Annotated in this window: 10 protein-coding genes and 1 pseudogene; 4 read left to right on the forward strand and 7 right to left on the reverse strand. The window is 71.6% G+C overall.

Features of this window, described 5'->3' with window-relative positions:
- Positions 1-950, forward strand: a pseudogene (locus GXP76_RS29515) (serine/threonine protein kinase); the annotation flags it as partial.
- Positions 951-1,035: 85 nt separating this feature from the next.
- Here GXP76_RS29515 and GXP76_RS29520 read toward each other — a convergent pair.
- A complete protein-coding gene (locus GXP76_RS29520; protein WP_242574679.1) occupies positions 1,036-2,319 on the reverse strand; it encodes an adenylosuccinate synthase in 1,284 nt (427 codons plus the stop codon).
- A 208-nt stretch (positions 2,320-2,527) separates the two neighbouring features.
- On the opposite strand from GXP76_RS29520, the gene GXP76_RS29525 reads away from it, so the two are divergent.
- Positions 2,528-3,391 carry a diacylglycerol kinase gene (locus tag GXP76_RS29525; protein WP_242574680.1) on the forward strand — a complete coding sequence of 288 codons (864 nt, stop codon included), beginning with the start codon at positions 2,528-2,530 and terminating at the stop codon, positions 3,389-3,391.
- Positions 3,392-3,430: 39 nt separating this feature from the next.
- Here GXP76_RS29525 and GXP76_RS29530 read toward each other — a convergent pair whose 3' ends face one another.
- Complete coding sequence (locus tag GXP76_RS29530; protein ID WP_242574681.1) at positions 3,431-3,955, reverse strand: GbsR/MarR family transcriptional regulator; 525 nt, start codon at positions 3,953-3,955, stop codon at positions 3,431-3,433.
- 131 nt (positions 3,956-4,086) lie between these two features.
- Here GXP76_RS29530 and GXP76_RS29535 point away from each other — a divergent pair, with 131 nt between their 5' ends.
- Positions 4,087-5,007, forward strand: a complete 921-nt coding sequence (locus GXP76_RS29535) for an ABC transporter ATP-binding protein (protein WP_242574682.1) — start codon at positions 4,087-4,089, stop codon at positions 5,005-5,007.
- A complete protein-coding gene (locus tag GXP76_RS29540) occupies positions 5,004-6,662 on the forward strand; it encodes an ABC transporter permease (RefSeq protein WP_242574683.1) in 1,659 nt (552 codons plus the stop codon). Before GXP76_RS29535 ends, GXP76_RS29540 begins: the two co-directional genes overlap by 4 nt.
- Before the next feature lie 37 nt (positions 6,663-6,699).
- Here the strand turns inward: GXP76_RS29540 and GXP76_RS29545 are convergent, their stop codons facing one another.
- The 5 genes from GXP76_RS29545 to GXP76_RS29565 form a co-directional block, all read right to left on the reverse strand.
- Positions 6,700-7,902, reverse strand: coding sequence for a cytochrome P450 (locus tag GXP76_RS29545; protein ID WP_242574684.1), 1,203 nt, complete (start codon positions 7,900-7,902; stop codon positions 6,700-6,702).
- A gap of 74 nt (positions 7,903-7,976) precedes the next feature.
- Positions 7,977-8,636: a response regulator transcription factor gene (locus GXP76_RS29550; RefSeq protein WP_147873526.1), complete on the reverse strand. Its 660-nt coding sequence runs from the start codon at positions 8,634-8,636 to the stop codon at positions 7,977-7,979.
- Positions 8,633-9,988 carry a sensor histidine kinase gene (locus GXP76_RS29555; protein WP_242574685.1) on the reverse strand — a complete coding sequence of 452 codons (1,356 nt, stop codon included), beginning with the start codon at positions 9,986-9,988 and terminating at the stop codon, positions 8,633-8,635. The genes GXP76_RS29550 and GXP76_RS29555 overlap by 4 nt, the downstream gene beginning before the upstream one ends.
- Before the next feature lie 135 nt (positions 9,989-10,123).
- Positions 10,124-10,966 carry an NAD(P)H-binding protein gene (locus GXP76_RS29560; RefSeq protein WP_242574686.1) on the reverse strand — a complete coding sequence of 281 codons (843 nt, stop codon included), beginning with the start codon at positions 10,964-10,966 and terminating at the stop codon, positions 10,124-10,126.
- 92 nt (positions 10,967-11,058) lie between these two features.
- Positions 11,059-11,958 carry an alpha/beta hydrolase gene (locus GXP76_RS29565; protein WP_242574687.1) on the reverse strand — a complete coding sequence of 300 codons (900 nt, stop codon included), beginning with the start codon at positions 11,956-11,958 and terminating at the stop codon, positions 11,059-11,061.
- Positions 11,959-12,003: the final 45 nt, after the last annotated feature.

Here is a 12,003-nt window from a genome sequence, read left to right on the forward strand (position 1 = left end):
TACCGGAGCCGCGCCCCGCACGTGGCAGGCGCACCGCGCTCGTCGTCGCGTCGGTCGTGGTGGCCGCCGCGCTGATCGCGGGCGGGGCGACGTACGCGGTGATGAGCCTCGGCGGTGGCGGCGAGGACGGGTCCGGCGACAAGAACAACTCCAGCGCGGACGAGGGCGCGAAGGACAAGGCCTCGGACATGCAGACACCCCCGGACGAGGACGCGGACACGTCCGGGGGCTCCGCCCCGCCGGCGGTCGAGGGCGTCATCGGCAAGGAGTACCTGGGCACGTGGCAGGGCCCGGGCAAGAACGACGACGAGGAGGTCTCGCTCCGCCGTCTGAAGATCACCCAGGGCTCGGTGGGCGCGGACGTCGTCACGACGTTCAACTCCTTCGACGACCTGCTGTGCGAGGGCGCGGCGAAGCTGGTCTCGTTCGACAACCTGATGGTGCTGGAGTCCCGGGCGGTCACGAGCATCCCCGAGGACGGCTGCTCCGACGGCGGCCGGCAGACCGTCCGCGCCAACGGCGACAACACGCTGACCTGGACGGACGGGGACAGCGGCGAGACGGCCGTCCTCAGCAGGTTCACCGAGGCCGCCGAACCGGTCCCGGCGGGCTTCCTCGGGACCTGGACGCTGGAACCGTCCGCCGACGAGGAGGGCACGAGCGAACCCGGGGACAGGACGACCCTCGTCCTGAGCCAGGGCAAGTCCGGGACGGTCGTCGCCAAGTACACCGGTGACAGCGCCTCGTACCACTGCGAATGGGAGAGCGTCCTGGTCGACGCCAAGCCCGACGGCCTGCGTCTGGGCCCGCAGACGGTGACGGCGTCCGAACCGGACGGGGAGTGCGACGCGTTCGGCTCCCGCACGGTGAAGATGAAGGGCACGGACGCGCTCACCCTCACCTGGCTGGAGAACGAGGACGAACCGACGACCTACCGCCGCGCCGACTGACCGGCCCGTACCGGCCCGGCACACGGCTCCGCCCCGGTGGGCGCACCTCTTCCCACCGGGGCGGAGCCGTGGCCGAACCCTCGGGCTACAGGAACGAGTTGATCTGGATCGTCTCCGTGCGGCCCGGTCCCACGCCGATCGCGGAGATCGGGGCGCCGGACATCTCCTCCAGCGCCTTCACGTAGTCCTGCGCGTTCTTCGGCAGGTCCTCGAACGTCTTCGCCTTGCTGATGTCCTCGGTCCAGCCCGGCAGGTACTCGTAGATCGGCTTCGCGTGGTGGAAGTCGCTCTGGCTGTACGGGAGTTCCTCGACGCGCTTGCCGTCGATCTCGTACGCGACGCAGACCGGGATCCGCTCCCAGCCCGTGAGCACGTCCAGCTTGGTGAGGAAGAAGTCCGTCAGGCCGTTGACCCGCGTCGCGTAGCGGGAGATCACCGCGTCGAACCAGCCGCAGCGGCGGTCGCGGCCCGTCGTGACGCCCCGCTCGCCGCCGATGCGGCGCAGTGCCTCGCCGTCCTCGTCGAGCAGTTCCGTCGGGAAGGGGCCCGCACCGACGCGTGTCGTGTACGCCTTGAGGATGCCGATGACCCGGCTGATCTTCGTGGGGCCGACACCGGCGCCCGTACAGGCGCCGCCCGCCGTCGGGTTCGACGAGGTCACGAAGGGATACGTGCCGTGGTCGACGTCCAGGAGCGTGCCCTGGCCGCCCTCGAAGAGCACGACCTTTCCGGCGTCGATCGCTTCGTTGAGGACGAGCGTCGTGTCGCTGACGTACGGACGCAGTTTGTCCGCGAAGACCAGCAGCTCCTCCACGATCTTCCCGGCCTCTATGGCACGCCGGTTGTAGAGCTTGGCGAGGATCTGGTTCTTGAAGTCCAGCGCCGCGTCGACCTTCTGGATCAGGATCGACTCGTCGTACAGGTCCTGGACGCGGATACCGACCCGGTTGATCTTGTCGGCGTACGTCGGGCCGATGCCACGGCCCGTCGTGCCGATCTTCCGGGAACCGAGGAACCGTTCCGTCACCTTGTCCATCGTGGTGTGGTACGACGTGATCAGATGCGCGTTTCCGCTGATCAGAAGCTTCGACGTGTCAACGCCACGGTCGTTGAGCCCACTCAGCTCGGAGAGCAGGACGGCCGGGTCGATGACAACGCCGTTGCCGATCACCGGCGTGCATTCGGGCGAGAGGATTCCGGAAGGGAGGAGATGCAGCGCGTATTTCTGGTCGCCGACGACGACCGTGTGGCCGGCGTTGTTGCCGCCCTGGTAGCGCACCACATAGTCCACGGATCCACCGAGCAGGTCGGTGGCCTTTCCCTTGCCTTCGTCACCCCACTGAGCACCGAGCAGCACAAGTGCGGGCACAGGCGTACACCCCTTCCGGGCGGGGCATGTCCAAGGTCAGGGAACGTGCATACGCTGGACGTGGACGCGCGAGAATCTCACGCGAAACCGTCCGTCACTGTACGACGAAGCCTGAGCCGTCGAACCGGTTGCCCCGGAATAGACCAAGCCCCTGGCGCAATAGCGCAAGGGGCTCTTGCACAAAGATGCTACCCGAGGAAGGACCGAGGTGTCGGCTCCAGAGCCCGCCGAGAACGGTGCCCAGCAACTTCTGGTGGTCATCGACCCGGTCGCCCGCCGGACCGACGGCGAATCGGTCCGGATCGCGAAAGATGTGCTGAGCGCGGGCGCGACCGCGAAAATCTGTCTGCCCGACGGGCCCGCCGAGTTCGCGCGGGTGCTGGCCCGCAGGGGCTCGCGGCGGCCGGTGGTGGTCGGTGACGACCGCGCCCTGCTGCGGACGGTCGCCCTGCTGCACCGGGAGCGCGACCTGTCCGCGGGCGCGCTGTCGCTGGTGCCGGTCGGGGTCTCGGTCGAGCTGGCGCACTCGCTCGGCGTGCCCACGGGCGCGGTCGCCGCGGCGCGCGCGGTGCTCGACGGGGTCGTACGGCGGCTGGATCTGCTCGTCGACGACAGCGACGGCGTGGTGCTGGGGGATCTGCGGATCCCGGCACCGCCGGCGGCGGACGGGCAGTCGGGACGCGGTGGCGCGGGCGGGCCGGGAGGCTCGTCCGTCTGGGACACCTGCCGGTCCCTGGTCCGCACGCTGGTCAGGCCGGCGCCGCAGGTGCTCGCCGTCCACACGCACCGCCTGCGGGTGGAGGCGGACGGAGTGGTGCTGAGCGATCTGGACGAGCCGGTCGAGACCGTGACGGTGCGTTCGCGCGGCGGCCGGGCGGAGGTCGTGATCCGTACGCGCTCATCGGCCGAACCGATCACGGCCAGCGCGCTGTCGGTGACGGTCTCGGGGGCGGACTTCCGCTACCGGGCGGACGCGGCGGTGACGGGCCCGGTGCGGACGCGGACCTGGACGCTGCGGGCGGGGGCGTGGGGGCTGACGCTGCCGGCGGGGCTGAGCCCGGCCGGGGACTGAACGACGCCGCCGGGGACCGTACGGACTCCCCCGGGTCCGTCACCCGCCGAGGGTCCGGTCCCGGTGCTCCGCCCAGCGGTCCATCAGCGAGCCGAGCTCCGACTCCAGGAAGACGAAGAACTCCCTCGTCTCGTTGATCCGCCGCCCCTGCGGCGTATCGAGTCCGAAGTGGTCGACGCCGTCGCGCAGGGTGGCCTGCCAGCGCCTGAGCATGGAGTCGCGGTTGGTCAGCGCCTCGTACCACTGGCCGGCCTGGACCCGGTAGCGCTCGCGCCGTGAGCCCGGTTCGCGCTCCCTGATGACCATGTCGACCTGGGAGAGATAGCGGATCGCGCCGGAGACGGCCGCCGGGCTGACCTTCAGCTGCTCGCCGAGTTCGGCCGAGCTCATGACGCCCCGCTCGGAGGAGAGCAGCGCGGCGAAGACCCTGGCCGGCATGCGCGTCATACCCGCCTCGACGAGCTGGGCCGCGAAGCGTTCGACGAACTCCGAGACGGCGGCCTCGTCCTCTTCCCCGGCACCGCGGACGTCTCCGGCACGGCCGTCCTGCCGCCGCTCACCCATGCGCTGACCTCAGTCCCTGTCTCCGTGCCCATGGCGTCCTCGGTGCGTCGACGCCTGGATCAAGTCTATCGAGCTCATTTATACGGCTCCTTAACTTCACAAGCTTCTGAAGAAAGCGTAGTTTCCAAACCATGAAGAAGGCAATCACCGTCGCCGGACTGCACAAGTCGTTCGGCCGGACGCACGCACTGGACGGCCTCGACCTCACCGTCGACTCCGGTGAGGTCCACGGCTTCCTCGGCCCCAACGGCGCCGGCAAGTCCACCACCATCCGCGTCCTGCTCGGGCTGCTGCGCGCCGACTCGGGCGCCGCCCAGCTCCTCGGCAAGGACCCGTGGAAGGACGCCGTCGCCCTGCACCGCCGGCTCGCCTACGTACCCGGCGACGTCGAACTGTGGCCCAACCTCACCGGCGGGGAGGCCATCGACCTGCTCTCCAGGCTGCGCGGCGGCCTCGACCGGCGGCGCAGGGACGAGCTGATCGAACGGTTCGACCTCGACCCCACCAAGAAGGGCCGGGCCTACTCCAAGGGCAACCGGCAGAAGGTCGCCATCGTCGCCGCGCTCGCGTCCGACGCCGAACTGCTGCTCCTGGACGAGCCGACCGCCGGACTCGACCCGCTCATGGAGGTCGTCTTCCAGGACGTCATCCTCCAGGCGAAGGCCGCCGGCCGGACGGTGCTCCTCTCCAGCCACATCCTGGCCCAGGTCGAGAAGCTCTGTGACCGCGTCAGCATCATCCGCCGGGGCCGGAACGTGCAGTCCGGCACCCTCACCGAGATGCGGCACCTGACCCGTACGACGGTCGAGGCCGAGACCGAGCGCACGGTCACCGGACTCGACGCGATGGCCGGGGTCCACGCGGTGCGGGTGACGGACCAAAGGGTGCATTTCGCCGTCGACGGCGCGCACCTGGACGCCGCGATCCACCGGCTCGGCGAGTTCGGCATCCGCAGCCTGACCAGCCACCCGCCGACCCTCGAAGAGCTCATGCTGCGGCACTACGGGGACGAGCTGGCGGTCGGCGCGGGCAGCGACGGGGCGGCCCGATGACCACCGTCACGGCGCCCGCCGCCGGCCACGCCTCCGCGCCCGCCCGGACCGGAGCCGGCGCCTTCGCCGGCACCGGGACCCTGATGCGCTTCGGTCTGCGCCGGGACCGCGTCCGCATCCCCGTCTGGGTGGCCGCCCTCGGCCTCGGCACGATGTCCACGGTCACCGAGTTCAAGACGCTGTACTCCACCGCCGAGGAACGCGCCTCGGCCGTCAGCTCCATGGACAGCCCCGCCGCGCTCGCCATGACCGGCCCGCGCCACTACCTCACCGACTACACCATCGGCTCGATGACGGGCCACCAGCTGATCGGCTTCATGGCCGTCCTGGCCGGTCTGATGAGCGTCCTGATCGTCACCCGGCACACCCGCGACGAGGAGGAGACGAGCCGCGCCGAGCTGGTGCGCTCCACCGTCGTCGGCCACCACGCGCAGCTCGCGTCCGCGCTGGGCGTCGCCGCCGTCGCCAATCTCGCGCTCGCCGCCCTGCTCGCGCTGAGCGTCCTGTCGGCGGGCGTCGAGGGGATCGCCCCCGGCGAGGCGCTGCTGTACGGGCTCACGCTGGCCGCCGTCGGTCTCGTCTTCGCGGGCGTCGCCGCGATCACCGCGCAGGTCACCGCCCACACGCGCGGCGCCTCCGGCATGGCGCTCGCCGTGATCGGCGCCGCCTACGCGCTGCGCGCCTCCGGCGACGTGGGCAACGACGCGCTGTCCTGGCTGTCACCGATCGGCTGGGGCCAGCGCACGTACGTCTTCGTCGACAACCGCTGGTGGCCGCTGCTGCTCTGCCTGGCGCTCGCCGCGCTGACCGCCGCCACCGGGTTCGTACTGAGCACCCGGCGCGACGTCGGCGCGGGGCTGCGCTCGTCCCGGCTCGGCCGGCGTACGGCCTCCGAGGCGCTCGCCCGGCCCCTCGGCTTCGCGCTGCGGCTGCACCGGGGGACCCTGCTGGGCTTCGGCGCGGGGCTGTTCCTGATGGGGGTGATGTACGGCTCCATCCTCGGCGAGGCCGCCGACATGGTGAAGGACATCGAGCAGATCCAGGAGGCGCTGGAGAAGATCGGCGGCGCGTCGGTCGCCGAGTCGTTCGCGTCGATGGTCATGGTCGTCATCGCCGTCGTCGCCGCCGTGTACGTCGTGATGGCCACGCTGCGGCCGCGTGCCGAGGAGAGCGCGGGCCGCGCCGAACCGCTGCTGGCCACCGGTCTCTCCCGGAACCGCTGGGTGGGCAGCCATGTCGCCGTCGCGCTCGCGGGCGGTACGGCGCTGCTTCTCGTGGCCGGGCTGGGCTTCGGCGTCTCGGGAGCCGCTTCCGTGGGGGACGGCGGTCTCGTCCTCGAACTGGCCGGCGCCGCCCTGGCGTACGCGCCCGCGCTCTGGGTGACCGCCGGGGTGGCCGTGGTGCTCTTCGGCTGGTTCCCCCGGGCCGCGACGGCGGCCTGGATCGTGCCCGTGTACGCGTTCCTGGTCGGGTATCTCGGGTCGATCCTCCAGTTCCCGGACTGGATGAACAACCTGTCGCCGTTCGGACACGTGCCCCGGCTGCCCGCCGCCGGGATGAGCTGGACGCCCGTGCTCGTCCTGACGGCCGTCGCGGCCGGGCTGATCCTGCTGGGCCTCGCGGGCTTCCGCCGCCGGGACCTGGAAACCAAGTGACGCCCGAGGTGTGACCGCCCCCCACGGGGGAGGGCGGTCACACCTCCACCAGCAGCTCCTTCACGCCGCGGATCACATACCCCGGCTTCCACTCCGGCTCGGCGACGAGCCGCAGTGTCGGCGCCTGGCGCAGCAACTCGCCGAACGACGCGCTCAGTTCGAGCCGCCCCAGCGCGGCGCCCAGGCAGTAGTGGATCCCCGCGCCGAACGTCAGATGGGGATTGTCGGTGCGGGTGAGATCAAGGGTGTCCGGGCGGTCGAAGCGGGCCGGATCGCGGTTGGCCGAGCCGAAGAGCAGCGCGAGTTCGGCGCCGCGCGGCACGACCGTCCCGTCGATCTCCATGTCGTCGAGCACCCACCGCTCGAACATCTGGAGCGGTGTGTCGTACCGCAGCAGTTCTTCCACAGCTGTGGACAACGACGCCTCCCCGGACCGCAGGGCCGCGAGCTGCCCGGGGTGCCGGAACAGCGTCCACCAGCCGTTCGCGGTGGTGTTGACCGTCGCCTCGTGCCCCGCGTTGAGCAGGAGCGCACAGGTCGAGATCGTCTCCTGCTCGCTCAGCCGGTCCTCCTCGTCCTGTGCCGCGATCAGCGCGGAGAGCAGGTCGGCACCGGGTTCGGCCCGTCTGGCGGCGATCAACTCCCGCAGGTAGGCGCTGAATTCGAGCGAGGAGCGGACCGCCCGCCGGGCCACCTCCTCCGTCGGATTCAGCTCGTACATCGCGCACATGTCCGCCGACCACGGCCGCAGCAGCCCCCGGTCCGCCACCGGCACACCGAGCATCTCGGCGATGACGGCGACCGGCAGCGGCTCCGCCACCTCGGCGAGCAGATCGCCGCCTCCCGCCGCGCACAGCCTGCCCACCAGTTCGGCGGCGAGCCGCCCCACGGTGGGGGCGAGCGCCTCGACCCTGCGCGGTGTGAACGCCTTCGACACCAGGCGCCGGATCCGGGTGTGGTCCGGTGCCTCCAGGTCGAGCAGCCCTTTGCCGTTGAGGACGTGGAACGGCTCGTGCGCCTGAGGTGGGGGCGTCCGGCCGAACTCCTCGTGCGTGAAACGGTGCAGATACGTCCGCCCCAGCCGCCGGTCCCGCAGCAGGGCCGACACGTCGGCGTGGTGGGGGACCAGCCACTGCCGCGACGGCTCGAAGTAGTGGAGCCGGCCACGGTCGCGCAGCTCCCGGTAGGCGGGATACGGGTCGGCCACGAAGCCGGGCGACCAGGGGTCGAAGGATGCCATGCCCGAACGCTACTGACCCGCCCGGCGCGGACGCCACGGCCCCGCCCCGCGCTCACCGCGGGCTCACGCCGTGCTCACCCCGGAGTGACGAGCCTCGCCTCGTACGCGAACACCGCCGCCTGCGTCCGGTCCCGCAGCCCCAGCTTCACCAGGATGCGGCTCACATGCGTCTTGATCGTGGACTCGGCGACCACCAGATGCGCGGCGATCTCCGCGTTCGACAGTCCCTGCGCGATCAGGACCAGCACCTCGGTCTCGCGCTCCGTCAGCTCCCCCATCTGTGCCAGCGCCGGCGGGCGCGGGGACTCCGCCAGCTTGGAGAACTCCGTGATCAGCCGGCGCGTCACCGTGGGCGCCAGCAGCGCCTCCCCGGACGCCACCACCCTCACGCCGTCGGCCAGTTGGCGCGCCGACGCGTCCTTCAGCAGGAAGCCGGATGCTCCCGCCCGCAGCGCCTGGTACACGTACTCGTCCAGGTCGAACGTCGTCAGCACGAGGACCTTCGCGTCCGCGTCCGCCGCCACGATCTCCCGTGTCGCCTCGATGCCGTTCAGCTCCGGCATCCGGATGTCCATCAGGACCACGTCGGGGCCGAGGGCCGCGACCTGGGTGACGGCCTCACGGCCGTTCACCGCCTCGCCGACCACCTCGATGTCCGGCATCGCGTTCAGCAGGACCGAGAAGCCCTCGCGGACCATCACCTGGTCGTCGACGATCAGCACACGGATCGTCATGACGCCGCCCCGTCGCCCGACGGGGCCGGGCCCGCGGGCTCGTCCTCGTCCTCGTCCTGGGCGGCGACCGGTATGAACGCGGCCACCTCGTACCCCCCGTCCGCGAGGAGCCTCGCCGTCATCTCACCGTTCAGCATGGACACCCGCTCCCGCATCCCCGTGATGCCGTGCCCGGCCCCCGGCGAGGGCTTCACCAGCCCTTGCGGCGGGGTGTTGACTATCCGCAGGCCGAGCCCGCCGAGTACGTACGAGACCTCCACCGTCGCCGTCGCCCCCGGCGCGTGCCGCAGGGCGTTGCTGAGCGCTTCCTGGATGATGCGGTACGCCGACAGCTCGACGCCCTGAGGCAGCGCCCGCACCGCTCCGGTGACCGCCTTCTCCACGGTCAGGCCCGCCTCGCGGACGTTGGAGAGCAGTCCTTCGAGGTCGGCGAGGGTCGGCTGCGGGGCGTCGGGGGCGTCGTAGTCCTCGGCCCGTACGACTCCGAGGACGCGGCGCAGCTCGGTCAGCGCGGACACCGCGTTCTCCCGGATGGTGGCGAACGCCTGCTCCAGCTCGGGCGGCGGATTCTCCACCCGGTAGGGCGCCGCCTCCGCCTGGATCGCGACGACCGACATGTGGTGCGCGACGACGTCGTGCAGTTCGCGGGCGATGGTGGTGCGCTCCTCCAGCAGCGTGCGCCGGCTGCGCTCGACCGCGTTGACGCTGAGCTGCACCTCCACCTCTTTCCGCGCGTCGCGGCGGATGTGCACCGCCGAGACGGTCAGCAGGATGAGCGCGGAGAGGAAGAGCATGGGCCCGCTGGTCGAGCCGTAGCCGTAGCCGCCGAGGAGCCCCCCGACGAACAACGAGTAGACCAGGGTGACCACCCACATCCAGGCGGCGGTGCGCGGGCCCGTCCGTATCGCCACGATCGTCATCACGACCAGGTACGAGGCGAAGGCCGAGGGCGTCCATGGCCAGTCGGAGTAGTAGGAACCCAGCATCCCGGTGACCGCGGTGGCGCCGAGGGCCAGCCACCAGGCCGCGACCGGCCTGACGAGAACCAGCAGGACCGGCGCCACGGTGATCAGGTCGATGCCCGTCCCGTTGGCCATACCGATCATCAGCGCGAACAGCGCGCACCCGGCGATCACGGCGTGCGGGAACCATCCCGCGTACTCGCGGATCGCCTCCGGCAGCCGGCGCGTGACGGGGCCGTCCGTCGCCATGCGCGGCAGCGGCCGGTAGGCGAAGGCGTCGTGGAAGAGGTCCTGGCGCAGGCCCTTGAGCAGGCCGTCGGCCAGACGGAACTCGGGGCTCCGGGCTTTCCCGGTCGCGGCCTTCGCCGCCGTCGTCTGTGTCTTGGTCACGTTTTCAAAGGTAAGGGGAGGGGCGGGCACCGGTCGTCACCAGTGATAGGGATCCTTTCCCGTCCCTCCCAGGTACTACGAGGGCGGCCGCGAGAGCTATGCGCGGCCACCCGGGGCACCCCCGGCGGGCCGGTTCTACGGCCGGAACGCTTCCGCGTGCTCGGCCGCCCACTGCGCGAACGTACGCGCGGGCCGCCCCGTGACCTCGGCCACCGTGCCGATCGGGGTCCGGCCCTCGGGCGGCGTGTTCCCGTACACCTCCAGCAGGAATCCGATCACTTCCTCGGGCTGCCCGGCCGCCCGCCACTGCGCGACGGCCTGCGCCTCGGTCAGCTCGACCACCTCGATGCCCCGGCCGCGCGCCTGGGCCAGCGTGTCCGCCTTGTCCTGGATCGTCAGCGCCTCGGGCCCGGTGATCAGGTACGTCTTGCCGCCGTGCCCGTCCTCGGAGAGCGCGACGGCGGTGACGGCCCCGATGTCGCCCTCGTGGACCATGGCGCTCAGCCGCCCGACGAACGGCTCACGCACGGTGTCGTCGGCGCGGATGCCCTCCGCCCACTCCAGCGCGTTGGCCATGAACTCGACGGGCATGATCACGGTCCAGGCGATGCCGCCCGCCTGGACGGCTTTCTGGAGCGGGGTGTCACCGCCGCCGTTGAGCACGGTGATCCGCCGCACGCCGGCCTCGGTCGCCAGCCCGACGATGTCGGGACCCGTCTCCAGCGGCGCGAAGAGACCCCCGTCGAAGGTGATCAGATGCAGGCCGACGACCCCTTCGAGGGCGGGGACGAGCGAGGCCGGATCGGCGAGGTCACCGCGGACGACCTCGACACCGTCGGGGAAGTCGGCCTTGGCCGGGTCGCGGGTCAGGGCCCGTACGGCGTGGCCGCGGCTGAGCAGTTCGAGCACCGTCTGCCGGCCCACGGTGCCGGTCGCGCCTGTCACCAGGTGCACGTTCGCGTTCGCGTTGTTGGTCATGTTCCGAAGGTAGAAGGGCTTGCGGTCAGCTTCTGTCCGCAAGTCCGACCGGGCTGGTCCGCGGAGCCCGGACCCTCCGCCACCGGCGCCCGTCAGTACGCGAGCTGCGCCAGTTCCTCGGCCACGACCGCGCAGGCGTCGGCACCGGGGTCGACCGGCGCGTAGTGCCCGACGTCCTCCAGGAGCGTGATGCCCACCATCTCGCCGGCCCTGGCGGCGGCGTCGGCGTACGCCTCGGCGACCGCCTGCGGCACGACGATGTCGTTCCGGCCCTGCACCACGGCGGTGGCGATCCCGGTGGGCAGCAGCGCCGAGGGGTCCGCGCTGTCCCCGCGCGACTTCAACTCGCTCTCGCCACCGAGGAGCTGTACGACGGCCCCGCCGCAGACACCCAGCTCGACAGCGGTGGTGAAGTCCGCGATGGGCGCGATCGCGACGACACCGCGCAGCCGCGGCGGCGCGTCCAGCCGCCACGGCGAGCCCGCCGGCAGCACATGCCGCGCCGTGGCCCACAGCGCCAGATGACCACCGGCGGAGTGCCCGGTCACCACGATCCTGCGCGGGTCGGCCTGCGGCAGGGCGTCGGCGACGAGCGCGGGCAGCGCGTCCATGACGGTGGCGATGTCGTCGAACGTCTCGGGCCACCGCCCGGCGACGGGCCCACCGGATCCGTCCCCGTCCCCGTCGCCGCCCCGCCGGTACTCCACATTGGCCACGGCGAACCCCCGCCGGGCGAGGAAGCCGGCGAACGGCGTCAGATGCCACCGGTCGTACGGCGCGCGCCACGCCCCGCCGTGCAGCGCGACCACCAGCGGCACGCCCTCAAGTCCACCGCGCGGAGCGTAGAAGTCGACCACCTGATCAGGGTGCTCCCCGTACGCCGCGGTGACGTCCGGCTCCACCCTCGGGCGCGAGAACAGCGCCTCGGACTCGGCGAGGTCACGGGCGACCGCAGCGACATCGGCGGAGTCATGGGCGGCGGAACCCGTCATGCTGCTCCAACCTTTCGATGAGAGACCCGAATTGACCTGATCAGC

Origin of the sequence: Streptomyces sp. NP-1717 (assembly GCF_022695985.1) — a bacterium.
GTDB lineage: Bacteria > Actinomycetota > Actinomycetes > Streptomycetales > Streptomycetaceae > Streptomyces.

What these genes read in the sequence shown, in the direction of transcription:
- GXP76_RS29530 (WP_242574681.1), bottom strand. Translation starts at nt 3,955, where the DNA reads ATGGGTGAGCGGCGGCAGGACGGCCGTGCCGGAGACGTCCGCGGTGCC.
- GXP76_RS29535 (WP_242574682.1), top strand. Translation starts at nt 4,087, where the DNA reads ATGAAGAAGGCAATCACCGTCGCCGGACTGCACAAGTCGTTCGGCCGG.
- GXP76_RS29540 (WP_242574683.1), top strand. Translation starts at nt 5,004, where the DNA reads ATGACCACCGTCACGGCGCCCGCCGCCGGCCACGCCTCCGCGCCCGCC.
- GXP76_RS29545 (WP_242574684.1), bottom strand. Translation starts at nt 7,902, where the DNA reads ATGGCATCCTTCGACCCCTGGTCGCCCGGCTTCGTGGCCGACCCGTAT.
- GXP76_RS29550 (WP_147873526.1), bottom strand. Translation starts at nt 8,636, where the DNA reads ATGACGATCCGTGTGCTGATCGTCGACGACCAGGTGATGGTCCGCGAG.
- GXP76_RS29560 (WP_242574686.1), bottom strand. Translation starts at nt 10,966, where the DNA reads ATGACCAACAACGCGAACGCGAACGTGCACCTGGTGACAGGCGCGACC.
- GXP76_RS29565 (WP_242574687.1), bottom strand. Translation starts at nt 11,958, where the DNA reads ATGACGGGTTCCGCCGCCCATGACTCCGCCGATGTCGCTGCGGTCGCC.